At 39.7% G+C, this 23,958-nt stretch carries 24 protein-coding genes and 2 riboswitches; of the genes, 14 read left to right on the top strand and 10 right to left on the bottom strand.

Going from position 1 to position 23,958, the window contains the following annotated elements:
- Positions 1-5: 5 nt before the first annotated feature.
- A complete protein-coding gene (locus tag ACTHOQ_RS13390) occupies positions 6-1,445 on the bottom strand; it encodes a VanW family protein (RefSeq protein WP_440496652.1) in 1,440 nt (479 codons plus the stop codon).
- A 409-nt stretch (positions 1,446-1,854) separates the two neighbouring features.
- Here ACTHOQ_RS13390 and ACTHOQ_RS13385 point away from each other — a divergent pair, with 409 nt between their 5' ends.
- The 3 genes from ACTHOQ_RS13385 to ACTHOQ_RS13375 are packed head-to-tail and all read left to right on the top strand — an operon-like array spanning position 1,855 to position 4,695.
- Positions 1,855-2,313, top strand: coding sequence for a prepilin-type N-terminal cleavage/methylation domain-containing protein (locus ACTHOQ_RS13385; protein ID WP_440496651.1), 459 nt, complete (start codon positions 1,855-1,857; stop codon positions 2,311-2,313).
- Positions 2,306-2,911 carry a PulJ/GspJ family protein gene (locus ACTHOQ_RS13380; RefSeq protein WP_440496650.1) on the top strand — a complete coding sequence of 202 codons (606 nt, stop codon included), beginning with the start codon at positions 2,306-2,308 and terminating at the stop codon, positions 2,909-2,911. Before ACTHOQ_RS13385 ends, ACTHOQ_RS13380 begins: the two co-directional genes overlap by 8 nt.
- Positions 2,912-2,934: 23 nt before the next feature.
- On the top strand, positions 2,935-4,695 hold the full coding sequence (locus ACTHOQ_RS13375) for a hypothetical protein (protein ID WP_440496649.1): 1,761 nt from the start codon (positions 2,935-2,937) through the stop codon (positions 4,693-4,695).
- A gap of 508 nt (positions 4,696-5,203) precedes the next feature.
- Here ACTHOQ_RS13375 and ACTHOQ_RS13370 read toward each other — a convergent pair.
- Complete coding sequence (locus ACTHOQ_RS13370; protein WP_440496648.1) at positions 5,204-5,812, bottom strand: hypothetical protein; 609 nt, start codon at positions 5,810-5,812, stop codon at positions 5,204-5,206.
- Between the two features lie 360 nt (positions 5,813-6,172).
- On the opposite strand from ACTHOQ_RS13370, the gene ACTHOQ_RS13365 reads away from it, so the two are divergent.
- On the top strand, positions 6,173-6,454 hold the full coding sequence (locus tag ACTHOQ_RS13365) for a hypothetical protein (protein ID WP_440496647.1): 282 nt from the start codon (positions 6,173-6,175) through the stop codon (positions 6,452-6,454).
- A 156-nt stretch (positions 6,455-6,610) separates the two neighbouring features.
- Here the strand turns inward: ACTHOQ_RS13365 and ACTHOQ_RS13360 are convergent, their stop codons facing one another.
- From ACTHOQ_RS13360 to ACTHOQ_RS13340, 5 genes are all read right to left on the bottom strand, one after another.
- Positions 6,611-7,924, bottom strand: a complete 1,314-nt coding sequence (locus tag ACTHOQ_RS13360; RefSeq protein WP_440496646.1) for a nucleobase:cation symporter-2 family protein — start codon at positions 7,922-7,924, stop codon at positions 6,611-6,613.
- A 73-nt stretch (positions 7,925-7,997) separates the two neighbouring features.
- Positions 7,998-8,570 carry a xanthine phosphoribosyltransferase gene (locus ACTHOQ_RS13355; RefSeq protein WP_440496645.1) on the bottom strand — a complete coding sequence of 191 codons (573 nt, stop codon included), beginning with the start codon at positions 8,568-8,570 and terminating at the stop codon, positions 7,998-8,000.
- A gap of 233 nt (positions 8,571-8,803) precedes the next feature.
- A riboswitch (purine riboswitch) is annotated at positions 8,804-8,905 on the bottom strand.
- 230 nt (positions 8,906-9,135) lie between these two features.
- Positions 9,136-9,819 carry an RNA 2'-phosphotransferase gene (locus ACTHOQ_RS13350; RefSeq protein ID WP_440496644.1) on the bottom strand — a complete coding sequence of 228 codons (684 nt, stop codon included), beginning with the start codon at positions 9,817-9,819 and terminating at the stop codon, positions 9,136-9,138.
- A 45-nt stretch (positions 9,820-9,864) separates the two neighbouring features.
- On the bottom strand, positions 9,865-10,419 hold the full coding sequence (locus ACTHOQ_RS13345) for an HD domain-containing protein (RefSeq protein ID WP_440496643.1): 555 nt from the start codon (positions 10,417-10,419) through the stop codon (positions 9,865-9,867).
- Positions 10,420-10,622: 203 nt separating this feature from the next.
- On the bottom strand, positions 10,623-12,080 hold the full coding sequence (locus ACTHOQ_RS13340) for an amino acid permease (protein ID WP_440496642.1): 1,458 nt from the start codon (positions 12,078-12,080) through the stop codon (positions 10,623-10,625).
- 93 nt (positions 12,081-12,173) lie between these two features.
- Positions 12,174-12,354: riboswitch (Lysine riboswitch) on the bottom strand.
- A 142-nt stretch (positions 12,355-12,496) separates the two neighbouring features.
- Here ACTHOQ_RS13340 and ACTHOQ_RS13335 point away from each other — a divergent pair.
- Positions 12,497-13,696, top strand: coding sequence for a CynX/NimT family MFS transporter (locus ACTHOQ_RS13335; protein WP_440496641.1), 1,200 nt, complete (start codon positions 12,497-12,499; stop codon positions 13,694-13,696).
- Between the two features lie 62 nt (positions 13,697-13,758).
- Complete coding sequence (locus ACTHOQ_RS13330) at positions 13,759-14,313, top strand: restriction endonuclease (RefSeq protein ID WP_440496640.1); 555 nt, start codon at positions 13,759-13,761, stop codon at positions 14,311-14,313.
- 46 nt (positions 14,314-14,359) lie between these two features.
- On the opposite strand, the gene ACTHOQ_RS13325 is transcribed toward ACTHOQ_RS13330, so the two are convergent.
- The 3 genes from ACTHOQ_RS13325 to ACTHOQ_RS13315 form a co-directional block, all read right to left on the bottom strand.
- On the bottom strand, positions 14,360-15,400 hold the full coding sequence (locus ACTHOQ_RS13325) for a nitric oxide synthase oxygenase (RefSeq protein WP_440496639.1): 1,041 nt from the start codon (positions 15,398-15,400) through the stop codon (positions 14,360-14,362).
- 170 nt (positions 15,401-15,570) lie between these two features.
- Positions 15,571-16,776 carry an RtcB family protein gene (locus ACTHOQ_RS13320; protein WP_440496638.1) on the bottom strand — a complete coding sequence of 402 codons (1,206 nt, stop codon included), beginning with the start codon at positions 16,774-16,776 and terminating at the stop codon, positions 15,571-15,573.
- Complete coding sequence (locus tag ACTHOQ_RS13315) at positions 16,773-17,036, bottom strand: hypothetical protein (RefSeq protein ID WP_440496637.1); 264 nt, start codon at positions 17,034-17,036, stop codon at positions 16,773-16,775. The genes ACTHOQ_RS13320 and ACTHOQ_RS13315 overlap by 4 nt, the downstream gene beginning before the upstream one ends.
- Positions 17,037-17,222: 186 nt before the next feature.
- Between ACTHOQ_RS13315 and ACTHOQ_RS13310 the strand changes: the two genes are divergently transcribed.
- The 8 genes from ACTHOQ_RS13310 (at position 17,223) to ACTHOQ_RS13275 (ending at position 23,817) form a co-directional block, all read left to right on the top strand.
- Positions 17,223-17,480 (top strand): LysR family transcriptional regulator, encoded by a 258-nt coding sequence (locus tag ACTHOQ_RS13310; protein ID WP_440496636.1) that lies wholly within the window; start codon positions 17,223-17,225, stop codon positions 17,478-17,480.
- A 712-nt stretch (positions 17,481-18,192) separates the two neighbouring features.
- Positions 18,193-19,521 carry an LLM class flavin-dependent oxidoreductase gene (locus tag ACTHOQ_RS13305; RefSeq protein ID WP_440496680.1) on the top strand — a complete coding sequence of 443 codons (1,329 nt, stop codon included), beginning with the start codon at positions 18,193-18,195 and terminating at the stop codon, positions 19,519-19,521.
- A gap of 22 nt (positions 19,522-19,543) precedes the next feature.
- On the top strand, positions 19,544-20,296 hold the full coding sequence (locus tag ACTHOQ_RS13300; protein ID WP_440496635.1) for an amino acid ABC transporter ATP-binding protein: 753 nt from the start codon (positions 19,544-19,546) through the stop codon (positions 20,294-20,296).
- A 12-nt stretch (positions 20,297-20,308) separates the two neighbouring features.
- Positions 20,309-21,301, top strand: a complete 993-nt coding sequence (locus ACTHOQ_RS13295; protein WP_440496634.1) for an LLM class flavin-dependent oxidoreductase — start codon at positions 20,309-20,311, stop codon at positions 21,299-21,301.
- 12 nt (positions 21,302-21,313) lie between these two features.
- Positions 21,314-21,577 (top strand): glutaredoxin family protein, encoded by a 264-nt coding sequence (locus tag ACTHOQ_RS13290; RefSeq protein ID WP_440496633.1) that lies wholly within the window; start codon positions 21,314-21,316, stop codon positions 21,575-21,577.
- Positions 21,577-22,386, top strand: coding sequence for a transporter substrate-binding domain-containing protein (locus ACTHOQ_RS13285; RefSeq protein ID WP_440496632.1), 810 nt, complete (start codon positions 21,577-21,579; stop codon positions 22,384-22,386). The genes ACTHOQ_RS13290 and ACTHOQ_RS13285 overlap by 1 nt, the downstream gene beginning before the upstream one ends.
- Positions 22,387-22,403: 17 nt before the next feature.
- Complete coding sequence (locus ACTHOQ_RS13280; protein WP_440496631.1) at positions 22,404-23,102, top strand: amino acid ABC transporter permease; 699 nt, start codon at positions 22,404-22,406, stop codon at positions 23,100-23,102.
- 10 nt (positions 23,103-23,112) lie between these two features.
- Positions 23,113-23,817 carry an amino acid ABC transporter permease gene (locus tag ACTHOQ_RS13275; protein WP_440496630.1) on the top strand — a complete coding sequence of 235 codons (705 nt, stop codon included), beginning with the start codon at positions 23,113-23,115 and terminating at the stop codon, positions 23,815-23,817.
- Positions 23,818-23,958: the final 141 nt, after the last annotated feature.

Below are 23,958 nucleotides of genomic sequence, written 5' to 3'. Positions count from 1 at the left end.
CTTTGCTATGGAGTTATTAAATTCCCGCCTTTATCGTAATAACTGCCAGGCGGGAGATTTTCCTCTTCCTCCCCATCTTCACTTTCCGGATCATTAGTTGCTGAGCCTGAATCAGAATTTTGAGAACCATTATTTGCTGAACCTGATTCTGAATTTTGCGAACTATTATTCGTTGAGCTTGAGCCAGAATTTTGCGAACCACCATCACCATTCTGCAAATTTTCATTATTCAGATCGCCATCCGGGAAACCGTCACCATCTAGATCAATTTGATAATCGGGATCATTGTTCATATCATCTGGTGTGATTTGCGGTTCGGGTTGTCGTGAAGATTTTACAAGCACCCGGTTCACAGGCGGATAATAATCACGGCTTACTAACTTTTGCTCTTCATAGACTGTTCGATATACAGAAACACGCAGCCCTTCCAGCCCTTGTTGTAATTGCTCTGATTGTCCAATTGCCAAGTCCTTTGAAAAACGTGTAATTGTACGCGGTTGAATTTCTTCATCATGCGATACCGTTACAGATACTTCAGTTTCCTTTGCTGGTGCATATACTTCTGTCAGCAATTTTCCATCCTCCATTGAAAGCTTCAGCAAAACAGGCGTTGATAAGGTATTTGCAAACTTTAAATCTTCATTTGCTAAAGGGTCCACTTTAGCCTCTAAACCCGGCTTTAAATAGGAAGGAATTTTATTTTGTGAATGACGCTCTAAAATTTCGCCATTTATTTGAATTGCTGCATTATAAATATTCGAAGCGATAAAATTGATTGCCTCACGATTCGCCAGATTAATCGCATCGCCTAGCTTTTCAATCATCGAAAACGGCATTTGCGGCTCAATTACCGTATCATTCAATGCGAATAGGAGCTCATTAACCCCCATTGCCCCTTCCGGAATCGCTTCCACCGATAATGAAATACGATCCGTTTCCAAAATCGATAAATCGATAACTACCGCTTCCACATCTTCGGTTTTCAAATAGGAAGCATTTTGATGTACTTTTTCGTAAGTTAAATCCGTATCCCAAGACGAAACGGTACTAATCTCGTTTTTGACGATTTCATTTGGCAGAACATTTAATGGAAGATGAACAGTTGCCTTGTTAGCCCAAAATGCGTACCATGGCTTACGGTAATTATCTTCGTATGTATTTACCGTGCCCTCGATATCAAACCGGAACGTAGAAGAGCTGACCTCAATGGAATCCTCCCCGCCTAATACGGTTAAATTATGCGTATACCAATCATTCACAGCATTTGTAAGCATCTCTTTTAAGTCATCACCTTTCAAATCCCCTACCTCGACCCCTCCTATTGTGGAGCCTTTCGGGGCAATATTAGCCGAATCTTTCGGTCCAGCAATAAAATGCGGCACCCAAATTGCTAATAACACCGCCATCAATGATAAAAGTACAATCGATTTGAAAATTACTTTCATATGCTCACCCCGCATCATTCCCTTTATTTTCATGAAGCCACTTAAGCTATCCATAAAAAATACAAGTCATATTACTCTTCTTTCCTCAAAATGTGGGTATAGTAAACTTAAATGTTCAATTACCAGGCAGATTTCTCTCTTTGAAGATCAAAAATCCCTTCATAACCAAAAAAAATATTTCAATTCTACTATATTTATGCTTTTTATTATTATTTAGCAAAATCAGCAAAAGACTTTTAGACTATATGTTTTATTAATTTTTTATTTGAGTTCAAACAAAATCGCCTTTCATAGATGGGACTAAATAATAAATCTCCAATACTTTCATGTTTGCCATTTATAAAATGAGGCTTAATTACCGGGTATGCATGAATTGAACTGCAGATAATTTTAAGGAGGGATTCTTGTAATGAAACTACTAAAACAAGAACGCGGCTTCTCCCTAATAGAAGTTGTAGCGGCAATTCTCATCGTCGGGATTGTGCTCGTCAGTTTTTCGCAATTATTCATCCAGTCAAACAAGATTGCGCATAAAAACAATGAAAAGCTAATAACCGTCAATTTGGCCGACGCTATGTTGGTGCGATTGAAAGCCGAATCTTTCACTTATAGCAGCACCATCACCGATCCGAATAAGTATTTTATCGATACAACACAATCCGATCGTACAAAAAAGAAGCCCCCCACATTAATTAGGATGAACGATAAAGATTATGAAGTTAGCTATAATGCCTCTCAAAATAATCAAATGATTACGAATGCTTCCTACTCGGAGAAGGATTTGAAGCTGATCAAAGTCGTTGTCACCGTAACGGCCCCGGACGGAAAAACAAAAGGATCTTCGGAAGGATTTGTTGCACTTGAGTAAAAACATAACGAACCAAAAAGGCCTGACATTAGTGGAGCTTTTAGCAACGATGGTATTGACGGCAATTGTTTCTCTTTTGCTATTCTCCATTGCAACAAAAGCATTGGAAAACACAAATATTATTGGCCAGGAAACGGTTTTGCGGGACGAAGCTGATATTATCGTCAGCAAGTTCATTAAAACGCTCTATTCAACGCGGCAAGATCATATTATCCGCAATATTACGACCACTGACGGAAATAGCTATATAGAAGTAACAAATGACTTATCAAAATGCAGGAGAGATGAAAATGGCAAGTTTCTGGATAAAGACGGAAACCCGCTGAATAATGACAGCTATTGCCGACCAACCTTGCAGCCCATTGGGTTTAAAACGACAAACGGGACGACAAAAATTCATATTCTGAATGAAGAATATGCAATTATAAATAAAGGAATAAAAATACTCCCCACTTCAAAAATCAACGGAAATCCGGAAGAGACTACGGTATACGAAATAATGCTGAATTTAGCAAGCACAACAAAACGCGGAAATAATACGGTAACAAAAGAAATGACGTTTAAAAATGAAGTACAACCTATTGTTATATCGAAATAGTCCCGAAAGAGAGGAGTATAAAGATGCACAAGTATTTAAAAAATCAAACTGGGTCCGCCCTATTGCTGGCTGTCGCAGTTTTAATGCTTTTTACTGTTCTCGGATTCGCATTATTGACATTGACGACAAACGGAATAAAGAAAAATGAAACACGCGAAAACATTGTGCAGTCGAAGGATTTGGCGGACAAAGGGATTGATTTTGCCGTCAATGATATTCAAAAGCAGCTGACGGATTTAATTAGCCATCCTACCATAAAAGTCGGGAAAGAAAAATTCAAAACAGAGCTGGTGCGGATTTTGTCAAAGCCGGCATTGCAATGCCCTCTTGCCGGTCAGCCATTCTCTGATTCGATCGGCTATAAAATTCAAGGCAATAATAGCAGCTATACGAAAGTTTGCATCGAAAAGATAGAACCTGTTTTAACTAATGGACTAGCTGACGAAAAAAATGCCTACAAACGAATTGTCACATTTAAAAGCATCGGCTACGTCAATGGAAAGGAGCATATTACTCGCTCGAAAATCATTATTGGAACAGATGCCGTGCCCGACCAGCTGCGATACGCCATTTCGACGAATGAAGAAGGCAATCTCTATTTGCATGGCGGTATAGAAATTAAAGGGGACATAAAAACGGATGGCCACTTGATTCTCTCCGAAAGAGCTCATTGGATTTCGCGAAGCAGCAACGGTACTGAAACCGCCAATTGGGAAGATAGCACTTTTTTAAGAATGGTGGCTGATTCAAAAAGTGTAAGCCCGAAAATTATTATGAAGGAATCCGGGAAAAATATTTATGTAGTAAACAGCGGGACCTCTATTGATTACTTTAAGCATATAGAAAATCGAGTCGAAAACCGGACAGAGTATTTGAATACAAGCCGTTATACAAAATATATCCCTAATCAGCCAAATACCGCGCTGGAAATTCAAAATAAACTGTTCTCGACAAAAGGATTATCAATTATCTCAAGAAACCTTGAACCGGATAAGGTGGAAATCGCCGAAAAAATCACTCCTTTATATACGACGAAACAATACAAAAAAAATTACAATAATGGATTGACGGTCAATACTACTACCCATGAAACTTCAAAGTACGACCCTAAAGATGTTATTTTTATTCATGGAGAGGAAAGTGTTCGAGGTTCTTGTAAAGTACTAATTATTATTTGCTGGGAATGGAATTACAATCAAATATTAAGCAAAGCGAATTTTAACATTAACACTGATGCATCATCAAATTCCAGCAACAAAGATATTAAACTTTCTGGAACTTACTATGTGAACGGAGATTTGAAGATTTATAAAACAAATTTGAAAAGCAATGCCATTTTATATGTAGATGGGAATGTCACCATATCGGACAGCACATTAAACGGAATCGATGCAAACAGTACGATTTTCATTTTTGCTACCGGAGATATTTCCATCAGCAATATTTCCGTCGATCAGGATACCCCTAGTACAATCAAAGGCTTCTTTTACTCTAAACAGGACATGATCATGTACGGGGTTGGTTCAAATATTAATTTGTATGGCGGTTTATCGGCTAAAAGGCTTATTTTGACCGCCGTTCGAGGGAAGTCCAGCAACAGCAGGTATGAATCGGGGGCAGCACAAAAAACCATCAATTCCTCTACCAGCTTGCCTGCGAAAAATTCTAGGCTGAAAATTACCTATGACGAAGAATTAATCAGCCAGTACACAGAATTTAAACGCGACGAAAAGGATGAAGCGATCACATCCATCAATCCGCCTGAAGTTCTTGAAAGATATTAAAATATGAATATAAACGAAGGTGCGATATTTTTAAAATAGATTATTTTTTAATGGAGAAGACTTTGATTAACAAATTTTTCATTAGATTAACAGACAGGCTCGTTTCTTAGTGAAGGACTAAAAATTATAATCATAGCGCACCGAAAAAACCACTTTTCAAGTATGAATATAGGGTAAATAGTATAATAAAATAAAAACAGACCTTATATTTAAAGGTTTTTAGTTTGATTATATAGGGGTAGCGTCAGAAAAATGAGGATTAGAACGATAGCATATGCAGGATTTTATTCAGTGACAATCATGACGCAGCAATCCTTTGCAATCGTCTAAACCATTACTTTTACTGGAGTTTATCAAAAATGCATAATAGCCTGTATAAACAATGTTCCACCAAAAAAGCGACAAACACGGTTTTAACAGCGTTTGTCGCTTTTTCTTACGTGTCCAAACTTTCATTTGGGAACGTTATTTTAGTTTGTTTTGTATACGTAATTAGTTCTTGTTGTACTTAAGAATTATAGTAACTTCTTATGTTAAATTGGAAAATTTCAATTGCAAAATTATATTTTTTAATAATATCAGTTGCAAACTGTTGTACTTCTTTTTTGGTGTTTTCATCGAACTTATCGTGTGGTAATACTAATGATATTATAACGTTTTTGTCTGAAGATACTTCCCCCTGTACGACAACATCATAGCCTAATTCATTTAAACTTAGCATGATGTCTCCCATTAAATCATTGTAACTTAGCCTTTGTGAAATACGATTCCCTTCTTTTTCGGATTTATAAAAACTTGTTATGTTAAATTGAAATAAATCAGAATCAAAATCATTTTGTTTAATGACGTCAGTTGCTATTTGCTGTATATCTTCTTTGGTCTTTTTATCAATCTCGTTAACTCCTAATTTCACGATTACTTCAATGTTTCCGTTAGGCAAAACAGCATGGTCTAAAACAAACCCATAATTTTCGCCATGTAAGTTACTTCTTATCTGCCACATCAAACTCTTTAATTCATTTCTTTCCTCTTCGGATAAATGAGAACCACTATTCGTACCTTCTTTTTCCTTACCAGAAACCTGTATATATAAAAATAAGGACACTACTACCAACAATAGTGAGATCAAGCTGATTACACTAATTTTCCCTTTTTTTATAACAACACCTCCTTTTTTTAAGGCATGCCATTGCTTTTTTAAAAGAATAAAAAAGTTCTTGCCTAAACTACCCTGCGACGTTTAGTAAACGAATTAAAGTAAAAAGCGGCCAAGACTTTGTATGAGTCTTAGCTGCTGAATCGAAAGTTCCCAAGCTTCGATTTGGGACCATTATTGGGCATATTTTTCATAATTTATAAATCCTTGATGCACTAAAGCACCTGTTAGTTGAAGACTTTTCCATTATAAAAATGAAATATTTGTTTGAGATAAGATAATCTTTTCTGAACAAAATAAATATTAAAGGGTGGTGTGAAAATGAAAAAAATAATTATAGTACCTTCTTTTTTACTGTTACTTCTAATACCAACAATATTAACTTATGCTGAACCGGATTATTATCAGCCTGCTGAAGAGTCAAAAGAAGAACTCATGATGGACTTGTTTTTTTCACTACTTTTACCGAATGTTCAAGAGGCAGTTTCTAATTACTATTCAGATTATCTTACCACAAGTCCTTTGGTGAAACTATTGTCGGTCTACGAACATTCAGTGCCTTTTTCCCATTCAAAAATACTCTATACGAATGGTCATACGTAAACTTAGATACTTCTGCTTCCTCTTCAAAATCACGTTTATAAACTTTTCTACGCAAAAAAATCGCCTACCTCAACTAAATTAATAGTCAAAATAGGCGACAACGTTCTAATTCTAACGAGAATGTGGGGTACTCATTAGAACTTTATATTTAATTTCCTATGACTCCACATGCATCGGATCTCTTTTTGTCAATCCGATCATGTTAAATAAAATATTGAGTACAATGGCCGTTAACGCACCTGCCACAATCCCGTTTGATGTCATTACGGCAACCACCTCCGCCAGCCATGATGGCAAGCCTTGTGTGATATTGGCAAATGCATCTGGGACAGTTGCGACACCGATACCTAAACCGACTGCCAAAGCTGCAACCATGGCATTTTCCATCGATTTAGCGATTTCCGGTGCCAGCATGCGGATGCCTTGTGTAATGACCATTCCGAACATTGCCAGCATCGCGGCACCAAGCACTGGTGTTGGAATGATTGTCGTCATGGCTGCCAATTTCGGCAGGAAGCCAAGTGCAACGAGCATACCGCCTGTAATGAAGATCACTTTGCGGTCACGTACGCCCGACATTTGGATAAGGCCTACGTTTTGCGAGAATGTCGTATACGGGAAAGCATTAAAAATACCACCGATGATCGATGCCAGCCCTTCTGCACGGTATCCTTTAGATAAATCTTTGGAAGTTAAATCTTTTTTGCAAATATCACTTAATGCATAGTAAACACCTGTGGACTCGACCAGTGAAACCATTGCGACTAATGTCATCGTTAAAATCGCTGAAGCATTGAATGTCGGTGTAGCTAAATAGAATGGTTGCATAATATGCAGCCAAGAAGCTTCGGCTACTGGTGCGAAGTCGACTTTGCCCATGAAAATGCCGATAATCGTTCCCGTCACCATCCCTAATAAAATCGCGATTGCACGAATGAAGCCCACTGTGAAGCGGTAGATGACTAAAATGACTACTAACGTAATGAACGCCAAAGCAATGTTCGATCCTGATGCAAAATCAGCGGCCCCTTGACCGCCGCCCATATTATTGATAGCTACCGGAATTAAGCTGATCCCGATGATTGTTACGACCGAGCCTGTTACAACAGGCGGGAAAAACGGAATTAATCTGCCGAACAGACCGCCGATTAATGCGATAATGATACCTGATGCGATAATCGCTCCATACACATCGCCCAAACTGCCGCCAGAGCCGATTGCGATAATAGGACTTACTGCCGTGAATGTACAGCCTAATACAACAGGTAAGCCAATTCCGACTACCTTCCCTTTCCAAACTTGCAGCAGTGTCGCTACACCGCACATGAAAATATCGATCGCTACTAAATACGTCATTTGCGCCGAACTAAAGCCTAATGCCCCACCGATAATTAACGGTACTAAAATCGCTCCTGCATACATTGCCAATAAATGCTGAATACCAAGCATTGTCGCTTTTGTGTTATTCATAAGAAAGTTTTCCTCCAATATGTGCTTAGATGAGTCAATTACATGCTTTGTACTGTATATATTAATTTACTTTTTAATCGTAAAATTTCACTTTGCCGTTTGCCAATGATTTAATATTTGCCAATGATTCAATGCGCAGCCCTTGCTCACGTAAAATTTCCCCGCCTTGCTGGAAGCCTTTTTCGATGACAATACCAGCACCAACAATAGTGGCACCTGCTTGATTCGCAATATCAATCAGGCCCTTCAATGCTTCTCCATTCGCTAAAAAGTCATCGATAATAACGACATTATCATCCGCTGTTAAAAATTTATTTGATACAGAAATTTCATTCGTTTCATTTTTCGTAAATGAATGCACCTTTGATGTATAAAGATTGTCTGTTAAAGTTAATGATTTACGTTTGCGTGCAAATACGACCGGCGCTCCAAGTGTTAAACCTAAAAATGTTGCCGGTGCAATCCCGGATGATTCAATCGTCAATACTTTCGTGATCACTTCATCGGAAAAGCGATTTGCAAATTCCTCTCCGATTTCCTTCATTAGCATCGGATCGATTTGATGATTCAAAAATGAATCCACCTTCAAGACAACATCCGAAAGCACTTGTCCTTCTTTTTCAATTTTCTCCTTTAAAAGCTTCATTATTAAAAGCTCCCTTCTATATTCATATTCGATAAAAAAACGTATTTCGTACTAAATAATGTAAAATGGTGGCTTTTTATATAGATTCCATTAAAGTACCAGTATTTACCTATCCATAAAAAAACTCGGAAGTCTTGTCCCCTACAATGAGTGGAGCAAGACTTCCGAGTAAAAATCAAAAGTAATAACAAATGGTAAGCACAAATATTAAACAATAATTGGACAAATCCATTCGTTAAGCATGCCTCACCCATAGTCGATTTATTTACGGTAAATCGGTAGAAACTCGCAAGCCATATCCCTGCTATTATATGAGTAAAATTATATCATTTACGCCTAGGCATATTGTGTGCGCATCCGCAACATCAGCCAAAAGCTTCAAATTCTTTCAGGGAATGTTTGAACCCTTATAGAAAGAAGATAATTTAAGTTTGTGAATGTTCCAATTATAAGCATGTAAAATCCGAATTGCAATAACTTTAAAATAATAAAATTATTCTTATTTTTCGGAAATCTGATCAAAATGGCAAATACAAAAAGTCGAACGTTCGGTTTTAGACACTTTTTATAATAATTCCGCTAAATTTTCTTTAAAATGTTCGAACTTTGCACCTTCTGGACCGAAGTAGCCCATACTGCGTGTGACGAAAACAAAAACCTTTTTCCCGTTGCCATAGTGCATCTCGGCAAATGGACCCGCTTCCTCCAGCTGCTGCAATTTCGATACGTCTGCATTATAAATAACTAAATCATCTGCATATGATGCTTTAAATTGTTCAAATGCTGCTGTCCCTTGCAAAATGATAATTTCTGGCTGAAATTCCTTCAATACTTCTTTAAAAATTATTTGCCCTTGCTCAAAATTTGCTTTGTCCTGTTCTTTAGCAAACTTTGCGTTATTAGCCGCTTCTAACTGATACGTGTTTAAAGAAGTATAAATAAGAGATTCATTATGCTGTTTTTCAAGCCATGCTTCGAATTGCAAGAATCCTTTAAACTCGCGCGGCGCTCCCATTATTTCACTAAAATAAAGCTCCTGAAATAGCTCTCTATTTACTAATGACTCTGCAAAAATCTGCTCGCTTCTATCCTCTACTTTAAAAAAGGGCACGGCATTTGCACTAATTAAAAAGACGCGGGATTTGTACGGATTGCCTTTTGTTAAAAACGGACGAAATGCCACAGTTTTTCCGTCTTCCCCCATTAGCCATTGATGCATTTTTTTATAAAACCCTGCTGAAATAGGCATCTTTATTCACTTCCTTATCAATTACATATCGGTCGGCGCATTCCGCTAAAGTAGCTGCACCTTCCCGAATAGCTTATCTATTGCTTGTTCAAACGGCAATACTAATGTTGCAGTAGGATGATAGATTTTCGTTTCATCCAGAATACTTCTATAGTACCATTCTTGGCTTTCTTTTGGCGCATTAAAATTATTCCATATATTATCGCCAAATTGCAGCATCTCTGTATAAATAGATTTTATATTATGGATTTTTTCCGCTAATAATATGGCCATTTCATCAGATGACCTTTCTTTAACCCGCGCAATTACATCCTCTTTACGGATTTGCCAAGAATAAGTTTTCGGCATTTCCGTCAAAGACTTTACTAATGCTACAATTTCCTCATCAAATTGTGACAACAATTCCTGCTCTGCAACAAGCTCATCTTCTAATATATCATGCAGCAAGCCTGCTGCTACTACTGTGTCATTATATCCATTGCTTTTTAAAATTCGCGCCACTCCGAATAAATGTGTTGCATATGGAATTTGCATCGCTGTACGATGTTTCCCTTCATATTTAAGCGCAACATATTGTGTCGCTTTGTCCACTATATTCATAGTCGATCCCCCTCTTTTATTATATCATTCATCGGTTATATATTCGGAAAATAAATGGGGCATTCCATCTATAACCATTATTTTGGAAAAGAATTTTTATCGGCGCTTTTTTGTCGTTAATTGCGGCTCGCATTTTATATATTTTACGCCGATATTAAAAAGAAACGTAACGAAAGCCTATGCTCACATTACGTTCCTAAAATTCATTTATTCGATAAATCGCAGTCCATTAATGGGACAATTTTTGTTTTATGCTTTACTTTATAGCCAAACCATAAAGCGGCAAAAAGTGGCAAGCCGATATAGGAAACGACAACACCATACCAGTCAATCGTACCGCCTATAAATGCCATATAGTTCTGGCCCAATACGACAATCATACATAATGTGAATGCAAACAGCGGGCCGAATGGGAAGAAGCGTGATACGTACGGCAAATCGCTCAATGACTTTCCTTGTGCGACATATGCGCGGCGGAAGCGGTAATGACTAATAGCAATGCCAAGCCATGCGATGAAGCCCGACATACCCGAAGCATTCAACAGCCAAATATAAACGACGCCATCACCGAAAAATGATGCTAAAAACGCCAACGAACCGACTGCTAAAGTAGCTAGTAACGCATACATCGGAATGCCGCGCGCAGTGACTTTCATAAACAGTTTAGGCGCTTTCCCGTCCACCGCCAATTGGTATAGCATACGGCTAGCAGCGTAAAGGCCCGAGTTGCCGGCAGATAACATCGCCGTTAAAATAATCGCATTCATTACAGAAGCCGCGAACGCAAAGCCCAAGTTTTCGAACACTAATGTAAAGGGGCTTGTGGCGATGTCTTCTGACAAAAGCCGGGAATCTGTATACGGAATAAGCAAACCGATTGCCCCGATTGCGAAAATATAAAACAGCAAAATACGCCAAAACACCGAACGTACCGCCTTTGGAATGTTTTTGCCCGGGTCATCTGTTTCGCCGGCTGTCACCCCAAGCATTTCCGTTCCTTGAAATGAAAAACCAGCAGCTAAAAAAATACCGAACATCGCCAGGAAGCCCCCATTGAATGGTGCATCACCTTCAAAAAAGTTTTTGAAGCCAACTGGATCATTTCCTCCTAAAATTCCGAAAATCATTAAAAAGCTGACAATGATGAAAACAATTACTGTAGCAACTTTAATCATAGCAAACCAGTATTCCGCTTCACCAAAAGCTTTCACAGACGCTAAATTAAATGTCAGCACGACTGCGATAAATAAAACGGTCCACAAAATCGACGAGCTTTCCGGGAACCAATATTTCATAATCAACGATACGGCTGCGATTTCAGCCGCAATTGTAATTGCCCAGTTGTACCAATAATTCCATCCTAATGCAAAGCCAAGCGCCGGGTCGACAAATTTCGCTGCATACGTACTAAATGAACCGGATGTCGGCATATAAGCAGCCATTTCTCCTAATGATGTCATTAAAAAGTACACCATAACCCCGATTAATGCATAAGCCAGCAGTGCTCCACCTGGACCTGCTTGTGCGATGGCTCCCCCTGATGCCAAAAATAAACCTGTACCAATCGTGCCGCCTAACGAAATCATTGTTACATGGCGACTTTTCAGCCCTCTTTTCAGCTCATTTTTAGAGCCGGGCTGATCTATTTTTATTTCACTCATTTAAATTCTCCTTTAAATCGCTTCTGATGGTGCTAAAAACAACGAAAAGCCGCCACAAGTTAATGTGACGGCTTATATAACACCCCATCAAACTTGAAAGATAGCTCAACACATGCTCACACATGTGACAGTTCTGTTCCTTATCGGAGACAGCCCCAGCATTATTCTTTAGAAGCAGAATAACACTTCGGCAACCATTCCTTTCATAAAGCTTCATCGATTCTTCTCAATCTCTGCTATACTAGTTTTAACGGTTGCGACCTCTACCTCATGCAATATGAGGTAATTTTATTAAATTCAATAATGTCTCATAGTCTAACATAACAATTTTTTGATCGCAATGCCTTTCCCTTTTCCCTTTTCTTTCGACTATTCCAACTATTATGACATTAAAACTAAATATAAAGGAGTTTATAATGGACGCTAAACAACAAATACCAAACAGCAAAAAAATACTATCCAATAAATCGCTTCTCTTTTTTATAATTGCCATTTTCCTATTCGCCACAACTTTACGGACACCAATTACCGTTGTTGGGCCGATTATTTCCTTTATTAGGGATGGACTTGGCATTTCGAACGGATTGGCAGGTTTTTTAACGACTATTCCTTTGCTTGCCTTTGCTGTCGTATCACCTTTCGCACCGCGCATTGCCCGCAAATTCGGAATGGAGTGGACATTATTTTACTCGGTCATTTTACTTTGCGTCGGCATTATACTGCGCTCGATAGGCCTGACATCCTTGCTGATTGTTGGAACAATTTTAATCGGGGTGGCAATCGCCTTTGGCAATGTGCTTATTCCAAGTTTTTTTAAATGGAAATTTCCATTACATATCGGGTTATTAACAGGGATTTATTCGGTATCGATGAATATTTCTTCGGGTTTTGCTGCAGGCTTCAGCTATCCGATGGCTACAAATTCAGGTTGGCAAGTCGCTTTAGGCTTTTCCCTAGTGTTAGGCATTGTTACATTAATCTTTTGGCTGCCGATTTTAAAACAACCGAAAATCGCGCTTAGCCCTGCTTCTGCCCAGGCAGAGAAAAAGCAGATGTGGAAAGTGCCCCTCGCTTGGGCGGTTGCGGGCGCAATGGGCTTCCAGTCTTTTTTATTCTACTGCACCTCTACATGGCTTCCTGAAATTTTTATTAGTCAGGGATTGGATGCGGCAAGTGCCGGCTGGATGGTATCTGTTATGCAGTTTTCGCAGATCCCGATGACCTTTATTATTCCGATTCTCGCAGAAAAGCTCGTTTCACAGCGTCCTATCGTATTTTTCTTTACGTTTTGCTACTTAATTGGCTTCGCCGGGATTTTCATGGAATGGACAAGCCTTGCAATTTTATGGATGATTTTTTTAGGTTTTGCAGGCGGCGCTTCATTTGGCTTAGTGCTCATGCTCTTTTCATTGCGTACTGAATCTGCTTATGATGCGGCTGAACTTTCAGGTTTCGCGCAGTCAGTCGGCTATTTCGTTGCAGCAATCGGACCCGTACTATTCGGCTATGTGCACGATTTGACGGAAAGCTGGTCCATACCGCTTCTATTGTTTATCGCAATTTCGATTCTGTTATTTTTAACTTCGTTTATGGGCTCAAACAATCGGACAATATAACCAAACATATGTACCCTTTTATGATATAATCATTATGAGTAAATTAAAGGAGTACAGAACTATTGCGCAAAAAGAGAAAACGAAATAAAAAACGGTTGCCGGTCATTCCGTTATTTTTCATCACAATCGCTGGTGCTGCAGGCTTTTATGCGATGAGAACATTGGAAGGGATCGGAATCGGAATCGCCGCTTATTTCGTGCTATATATCGCTTTTAAAATATGGCTGAAGTCACGCAAGACGAGCAAGCTACGAAAATCCGGCATTCGGGAAGTGGATAAAATGAGCGGTGAGGATTTTGAAAAGTTTTTAGGCGAATTATTTAAACGCCGCGGCTATAAAATCCGCTATACTGCAACGAGTGGCGATTATGGGGCTGACCTCATTTTAAAGGATGGAAAAGATGTCATTGCAGTCCAGGCAAAACGGTATTCGAGCACGGTCGGGGTAAAAGCTGTGCAGGAAATTATCGGTGCGGTGAAAATGTATGATGCAACAGAAGCATGGGTTGTGACCAATAGTCATTTTACGCGCCAAGCCGAAAAACTGGCCGACATTAATGATGTGTATTTAATCGATCGTGATGAACTGATTCAAATTATGCTGAATAAAAGATAAAGGATTATGTTCAAAGTCATTTTAGCTTTGAACATAATCCTTTTATTCAATATGGTCCATTTTGATAAAAATAGTTTGGCTTTTTAATCGTGTTCGCGATCGGCTCGTGATAAAGTTCTGCCGTTGCGGGCGACAATGGAGGCACAAGCCATACCCAGTTTCCTGTGACATCACGGCTGTTTGCTCGCTCTTGCTGCTGGAAAAGCTGAAACTGCTGGGCTGCTGTATGATGATCAACAATGCTTACACCCGCGTTTTTATAAGAATGCAGCACCGCAATATTCAATTCTACAAGTGCACGGTCTTTCCATAGCGATGCGTTAAACGTTGTATTTAACCCTACTATTTCCGCAACTTTCGGTAAAAAATTGTAGCGATATGTATCCGCTAAATTACGAGCGCCGATTTCTGTCCCCATATACCAGCCATTAAACGGTGCTGCTTGAAAATCAACGCCCGCCACATTAAAACGCATACTCGAAATGATCGGCACTGCATACCATTTCATATTGAGCCCCGAAAAATCATAAACCGGATGGATAATCGGTACTTCAAGCACACTTTCTTTTGGAAGGTCAAAATAAAGTGGCTCCCGGTCATCCACTTGGATAACGAGCGGCAATACGTCATAATTTGTGTGCGCGCCTTGCCAGCCAAGCGTTTCACACACTTTCGTAAATCCCACTGAATCTGAATCCCCTACAATGCCTTTTGCCGTTTCATAGCCTGCATAGCGAATAAGCTGATGGTTCCATATTCGGACACGGCCCGGATCAAATAATGTAATGGCCGGCCGTATTTTCCCGTTATTTGTTGCATAGTCAATATGTTTGACGAGCGCTTCGAAAATTTCATGCTCATTCAGTAAATGCCGCTGATCAAATACCGTTAAACTATTCCAAAACAAGCGTCCAATGCATTTATTGCTATTGCGCCATGCGACACGTGCGCCGTAAGTTAATTCTTCCGTCGTTAACGAAAACGAAGGCTCTGCTGCTTCATGCAGACGGTTTTCGAGCCATTGTTCACTTTGCTTCATTTCTTGTTTATATAAATGCAGAAATTCGTTTAATTCTTGCTTATGCATGAAGTGTAGCCCCCTTCTCCCTTCATTTTGCGCCGGTTTTAAACGAATCTCAATAAAATGAGGCAGAAATCAAACATGTATATTTCATACATGACTAAAATTGTTCAAAAAGTAATGCTTCTTTCAAAACAAAAAAATATGCAAATTTATTTATGCATTTCTTTGGTCCATTATTTCTTCCATTTATCGCTCGCTTTGAAATTATAGACGGGCGTAATATGCTTTTGAATTGTGACCGTTTCCCCGATTTGCCCGATGATTTCCTGCATCGGCTTATATGCCATTGGGGCTTCGTCGAGCGTTTCTTCACTTACAGAAGTCGTCCATATCCCTTGCATCGTTTCTTTAAAATCATCCATCGACAGATTCTTCATCGCTGCCGTCCGCGAATAAATACGGCCTGCTCCATGTGGGGCGGATTCATTCCAGTCGGTATTCCCCTTGCCGATGCATATGAGCGAACCATCCCGCATATTCATTGGAATGACTAGCTTTTCATCCTTTGATGCACGCACTGCTCCTTTTCGCAAAATCATCGCATCCGTATCTATATAGTTGTGCACAGAGTCGAATTGCGTTGTATATTCCCATTTCATCTGCCCCGCAATTGTTTGGGCGATATGCTGGCGATTTTCATGCGCAAACCGCTGGGCCAGTTTCATATCGCTAATATAATCATTGAACAAATCGCCTTCCAAATACGCTAAATCCTTTGGCACCTTCGGATTTTCCTGCTTATATGCTTGGATCATCGGTTGGATTTCTTGGTGATGCCCCGCTTCCTTTAGCATTTCAATTTTTTCCGCTAAATCCTCGCGCTGCATAGATTCAAACGCACGTTTTTGATGCCAGTTTGCAACCTTTGCCCCTACATAGCGCGAACCTGTATGGATCAGCAAATAATGAACACCCTCATCATCTATTGCAAGCTCGATAAAATGATTTCCTCCCCCTAATGTGCCAAGAGAGCGATTTGTATAATCATTCTGCAAGCCATGCGCTATGAAGTTTTCATTGTTAAAAAGGTCCGCTTGGCGCATTTTTGGAGCCTCTTCGTGAATAGCATTTCCACTTGGGACGAAGCGTCGGATTGCCCGGTCCAGCTCATTAAAATCAATTGTCCCTGTGCCAATTTCGGAAACGAGTACCCCACAGCCGACATCAACACCGACTAAATTCGGCACGGCACGATTATTCAGCTGAATCGTTGTCCCGATGACACAACCTTTTCCCGCATGGTAATCCGGCATAATGCGCACTTTCGTCCCTTCCATGAATGACTGATTGACAAGCTCCTCAATTTGCCGCATTGCCGTCTCTTGTGGTGTATTCGTATAAATTTTGGCGTTTGTATATTTCCCATTAATTTCGATCAAGTATGTTCACGCCTTTCTTTTTTTAATATCAATAGACCAAATAATAAGAGTGCGACGACTAAATAGCTTCCGAATAACAGCATCGGCGACTCGCGCGTAATAACACCGAATGTAATTTCAGATTGCAGCACCTCAACATTTGGCGCAAATTGAGGCCGATACAATAGCGTTTGCATAATTCCGAATAAAATTTGTGCCGCGAAATAGAGAATATGTAAAAGAAGTGCACCGATTAATGCGAACAAAATTTTGCGTTTCATCCAATACCTCCCTCTTTGATTGAATAATTCCCATTATTTACGCAATGGAGTGAAAATAAGTTTCATAAAATTTCTCCAAACAGGAATATTAAATAAAGGGAGATAGCTAATACTTCAAAACTATTTAATTTCGCTTGCAATTAAACCTACTATTCTTATAATCTTAATAAAAAGAGGTGGTAAAATGTGAATATTGATTATATTGAATCATTTATATACGTTGTAGAGTATAAAAGCGTACATAAAGCTGCAAATGTACTATTTTTATCACAGCCTACCATTTCAGCACGCATTAAATCACTTGAGGAAAGTTTGAACGTAAAATTATTCATTCGCAATGGACGTCAGTTGAATTTATCGAAAGAAGGACAGTATTTTCTACCCTATGCCCGAGAAATCGTCGATATTTACCGAAACAGTCAAGTGAATATTCAATCAATTTAAATAAATCCCGTGGACACCATTTTTTCAAATGGTGTTTTTTTGTTGCGAAAAAGCGCTTGGGATACACAAAGGCCCTGAAAATTTCGGGGAAATCTAGGCTTATTTTATTTTAAGCGGAGCGGCAAAACAGCAACGATAAATAAAGGCAGATTCTCTTAGTTTGAAATGAAGGGGGATCTGCTGTTAACGGTCGGGAAATCTGTTTAAGTACCCCCAACAATAAATAGACGGAAAAATTCCCCTTATAAAAAAAATAGAATAGAAAACAGCCTAAATAGACGGAGAAATTCCGCCTATTGATCCGAAAAACATAAAAATGGATGATTTTTCTTTGGATAACCGGAAAATCTCCCCTTATTTCCCCCGAAACGAGCCCTATTGCGCAAATAAGCGGAAAATCTCCGCTTATTTTTCCCCTCATTACTTAATTTCGAGCCAAAATGAACCTCTATCAGGAAAATGCAAATTTTATTCAATTCGTGAGAGGGGCTTTTATTAGAAACGTAATAAAAATCTCTCTTTTCACATTGAACAGAAAGAGTCTTTTTCCCCTAAAAATTTTAATGAACAAAATTCCCCAACATCCCACAAGCCCCTCTTTTCCCTAATAGAAATTTCCTATCAGCAGCCCTCTTGTATTAATTATCAGAATAATGTTACGATTCATTCACCAAAAAGAATAGTAAATCAATAGGAATTAAAGGAGATGGGAATAGTGAAGAAAAAGCAAGTACATTTCGGTGCAATGATCCATGGAGTAGGCGGCAATATTTCAAGCTGGCGACATCCTGAAGTCAATCCAAAGCAAAGTGTGGATTTGCAATTTTACACAGAGCAGGCTCAATTGGCAGAGCAAGGTAAGTTTGATGTTGTTTTTATTGCAGATGGGCTTTTCATTAATGAAAAATCAATCCCGCACTTTTTAAATCGCTTTGAACCTGTAACGATTTTATCTGCGCTTGCTGCCGCTACAAAAAATGTTGGCTTAGTAGGAACTATTTCCACTTCTTATAGTGAGCCCTTTAATGTAGCGCGACAGCTTGCTTCCCTAGATTTAATCAGCAATGGGCGTGCAGGCTGGAATGTCGTAACGACTCCTCTTGAAAGTACCGCATTGAATTTCAGCAAGAAAATTGAGGATCATCCGTCACATGCAGAGCGCTATGAAATTGCAAAGGAATATTTGGATGTGGTCAAAGGGCTTTGGGATTCCTGGGAAGATGACGCATTTATCGCAAATATTGAAAAAGATTTGTTTTTCGATAAAGATAAGCTCCATGTGCTTGATTATAAAGGAAAATACTTCAATGTACGGGGACCGTTAAATATCCAGCGTTCACGGCAAGGGCAACCAGTTATTTTCCAGGCAGGATCATCTCCTGCAGGGATCGAGCTGGCCGCAAGAGACGCCGATGCAGTATTTTCAGCACCGAGTTCAATTGAAGAAAGTAAGGCTTTCAAACAAAAATTAACGAAGGCTGCTCTGGAAGCAGGTCGCAATTCCGAACAATTAAAACTGTTCCCGGGCATTTCCCCTATTATCGGTGAGACGATAGAAGAAGCAGAAAAGCGTTACTGGGAAGTTGCCGAGCTTGTATCGGATGAGAAAGCACTTGCTTATTTGGGACGCTATTTCGATCATCATGACTTCAGTCAGTACAATATTAATGCCCCATTCCCTGAATTAGGCGAGATAGGGCGTAACAGTTTCCAGGCATTCACCGATCGCATTAAACAATATGCGAAGGACGAAAAACTGTCATTGCGTGAAGTTGCCCTTCGTGAAGCGACACCACGCACGAGCTTTATCGGGACACCTGATCATATTGCAAACGAGATTATTCGCTGGATTGAAGCAGATGCCGCAGATGGCTTTATTATTACGACCGTTGCACCAAACACGTTAAAAAATTTTGTTGAAAAAGTGGTGCCGATTCTCCAGCAGAAAGGATACTACCGTGAGCAATATCCTGCTTCGACTTTACGCGAAAACCTAGGCTTGCCTATTAAGGAAAATCGCTATACGAAACAGCTTATTTAACGATGAAAGGAGGAGCCACTGAATGATCAAGCTAGAAAATCTTCAGAAGAGCTTCGGCAAATTGGACGTTCTAAAAGGCATTCACCTTGAAGTGAACAAGGGTGATATTATTTCCATTCTCGGTCCTAGTGGCTCAGGCAAAACGACATTGCTTCGCTGCATCAACTTTTTGGAAAAAGCAAATGAAGGAACTATTTCAATTGACCGTTTATCAGTTGATGCGAAAAATGCGTCAAAAAAGGATATTATTGCGCTGCGAAAAAAAACAGCCATGGTTTTCCAAAGCTATAACCTGTTTCAGCATAAAACGGTTTTGCAAAATATTACGGAAGGCTTGCTCATCGTTCAAAAAAAATCAGCGAAAGAAGCAAAAGAGATTGCACTTGAGCTATTGAAAAAAGTCGGTCTCGAGCAGAAAGCGAATGTTTATCCCAGCGCTCTTTCCGGAGGGCAACAGCAGCGTGTCGGCATTGCAAGAGCATTGGCGTTAAATCCTGAAGTGATTTTATTTGATGAGCCGACATCCGCTTTAGACCCAGAACTTGTCGGCGAAGTGCTTGATGTTATCCGAAAAATTGCAAAATCCGGAATTACGATGATTATTGTCACACACGAAATGAATTTTGCCCGGGAAGTATCCAATCGCATTGTTTTTATGGATGGCGGCGTTATTTTAGAGGAAGCAGAACCACACATCATTTTTAATGCACCGAAACATGAGCGGACGAAACAATTTTTGAAACGCCTGACACCAGAGCTTACATTTGATATTTAAGGAGAGAGAAAAATGGGATATCACCTATCTATTTTAGATCAGGCACCTATTATAGAAGATGCGTCAAACGCACAAACCCTTCAACGAACAGTGGAGCTTGCTGAACAGCTTGGCTATAAACGGTTTTGGGTTTCCGAACATCATCACTCACATGAAGTGGCGAGTTCATCCCCGGAAGTGCTCGTCGGCTATATTCTTGCAAAGACAAACCGAATCCGCGTCGGGTCCGGTGGGGTAATGCTTTCCCACTATAGCCCTTATAAAGTGGCCGAGAATTTCAACGTTTTGACCAACCTTGCCGGGGACCGTGTGGATTTAGGTGTCGGAAAGGCACCCGGCGGACTTCCTTTAGCAACAAAGGCTTTACAATATGGTACCGCTGGAGTGAACGATGATTTCAATGAACGTCTTCGTTTACTGAAAGGCTTTATTGAAAACAGTCTTCCAGAGGACGATTCGTTTGCAAAGCTGGAAGTAACCCCTGCTTCAGAAATCAGGCCGGAGATTATTTTGCTCGGCGGCAGTGTTTCGAGCGCGGAATATGCCGGCAAACTTGGCTTTACGTATATATTTGCACAATTTATCAACAGCGACAGGCAAATACTGCTTGATGCGATTGCCGCTTATAAAAAGCATGCACCGGATGGCCGATTTGGCGTTGCTTTTGCTGTTATTGCGGCAAAGGACGAAGCGACAGCCCATGCTTATGCGGCAGGACATGAAATTTATAAAGTGCATTTGGAAAGCGGTCGTACATTAACGCTTCATACAAAAGAAGCAGCTGAAGAGTTCGGGCACCAATCCGGAGAATCGTATGAAGTGAAACGTTATGAAGCGAATATTTTAAGCGGCACACCTGAGCAAATCAAAAAAGCATTGGACGATTATTATGCATTAGGTGTTACGGAATTCGTTTTCCATACACCGATTAAAAACCATGAAGCCCGTCGCGCATCGTATGAGCTGCTTAGCCCCAAAAACTTGCTTGCAGCAGTGACGGTATAGGAGGAAAATGAAATGACACAAATCATTGTTTGGTCTAAAGAAGGTTGTTCTTATTGTGAGGAAGTCAAAACGTATTTGCAGCAAAAGCAAATTGATTACCGCGTAGTCGATGTTACAAACAACGATTCCTACCGTGATATTTTAGATATTAAATACGGAATCCGTTATGTGCCGGTTGTCGAAATCGGGCAGAATAATTCTTACATCGGTGTTACAGAGCTTGGAATTGAGCATTTAGAAAAAGCATTGAAAGCATATCAAGAGGTGAAAGCTTAATGAAAAAGCGATTTCTTTCATCCATTTTATTGGCTGGCGCTTTATTGTCGGCATGCGGTACCGATGCCGATATCGCTTCAACAGAGGCGAATAATAATGCGGATGCCGAAAAAATTGTTATCGGAACTGGATCACAGTTTATTAATATTTGCTTTTATGATGAAGATGGCAACTTAACGGGCTATGACATCGAGCTCTTAAAGGAAATCGATCAGCGCTTGCCGCAATATGAATTTGATTTTGAGGTAATGGACTTTTCCAATTTACTGCTTAGTTTAGAAACAAAAAAAATCGATTTGATCGCGCATAATATGGCGAAAAATCCGGAGCGCGAAGAGAAGTTTTTATTCAACTCACAGCCTTACAATGCGGTGCCGACACATGTTGTGGTCAATGAGAAAAATACCGATATTCAATCCATTGATGATTTAGAAGGAAAAGCAGTCGGACTTGCACCGACAAGCAATGCGGCACTGTTTGTTGAGGATTATGTGGCGAAAAATAATATGGATACAAAGCTTACGTATATTACGTCGACACCCGATATGCTGAATCAATTAAAAACGGATCGTATCCAAGCCATTTTCCAATTCCCGTTTTCAGTGGATATATTTAATCGCGAGTCTGATGCGCAGCTGAAATTAGTAGGCGACCCGCTGATCTTCTCGGAAATCTTCTTTATGCTGAACAAGCAAGATGAACAATTAGCAGCGGATATCGACGAAATATTAGTAGAGCTGATTGGCGATGGGACTGTTAAAGAATTAAGCACAAAATGGCTCGGAGCCGATTTTTCTGTTGAATTATAAAAAGGAGGCAATGATGGATGTCGGACTTTTTCGATTTTGGCTATGTGTTTGAAGCCCTCCCTAAACTCGTAAGCTATTTACACATAACAATCGAAATATTAGTGTTGTCGATTTTTTTCGGGCTGATTGCTGGCATCATCATTGCCGTTCCGCGTCTGTATAAAATCCCTTTGCTTAAGCAAATCGCGACACTCTATATTTCCTTTATTCGGGGGACCCCGATTTTAATCCAGCTATTTTTAATTTTTTATGGGCTTCCGTTTATCGTTGGATTGTTCGGTATTGATATAACAAGAATGGATGCTTTCATTTTTGTCGTCATTACTTACACCCTCAGCAATGCTGCTGCTTTCGCGGAAATCTTCCGGGCTGCCATCCAATCGGTTGACTATGGGCAGGCAGAGGCGGCTCAATCGATTGGCATGACAGGCTGGCAAACATTCTCCCGTATTATGTTTCCGCAAGCATTGCGTGTCGCTTTTCCGAATATTGCGAGCACTTCTATCAGTTCGTTAAAGGATACTTCGCTCGCCTTTTCCATTGGTGTAATGGATATGATGGGCCGCGGTGAGACATTAATTACAGCGACGATGAATGCGCTTGAAGTCTATGTGGCACTGGCCATTATTTATTATGTCATTGTTTTACTGCTTGAGTATGGGTTTAAATTTATTGAACGTTATTTGAATCGCTATCTCGTAAAAGAGGCGATATAGGAGGAATACGATGCAACTGGACTTTACCTTTATTATGCACGCCCTAAAAGAACTGAGCAAAGTCATTCCTTTTACACTATCTCTAGCATTTACGCCGATTGTATTGGGATTTGTCATCGGTCTGCTCATTGCCTTTATCCGGATGAGTGATGTTAAAATTTTAAAAGCATGCGCGAATTTTTATGTTTCTTTTTACCGCGGGACCCCTGTCATAATGCATATTTTTATTATTTATTTTGGTTTCACAAGTTTGGCGCAGGAATTGTTCAGCTTTTCGCTCAATGCCATTCCGCTGTATGTTTTTGTTTTAATCGCCTTAACATTGAACGCAGGCGCATTTTTATCTGAAATTATACGCAGCGGCATATTAAGCGTTTCTAAAGGACAAATTGAAGCGGCTCAATCAATCGGCATGACGATGAGTCAAGTGTTTGCACGCATTATTTTCCCGCAGGCAATTGTTGCCGCCATTCCTAATTTAACAAATATATGCACCGCCTTTTTGCATGCAACATCGATTGCATTTTTAATTTCCGTGACTGAAATAACGGGTACCGCCAATATTATTGCGGCCAGTAACCTGAAGTTTTTGGAAGCTTTCATTGCGGCAGCGATTATATATTGGTTGATTTCTATTTTAATTGAACTTATTTCCGCAAAAATCGAGCAAAAGGTCACAAAGCATGTTCGCAGCGGTGTTGTACAAAATGCATAAAACTGGTCTTTGGATACTTTTTGATCGCATTTGCCTGCAAATTTCTTTATTTAATATAATTCAGCCTAGATTATTCATACCCAATTACAAAATCCCCCAGAAAAGTCGTGACAACGGCTTTTCAGGGGGATTCTCTTTTTC

It is taken from the genome of Solibacillus silvestris (assembly GCF_051967575.1).
GTDB lineage: Bacteria > Bacillota > Bacilli > Bacillales_A > Planococcaceae > Solibacillus > Solibacillus silvestris_B.
This window is presented reverse-complemented; position numbering and strand designations above follow the sequence as displayed.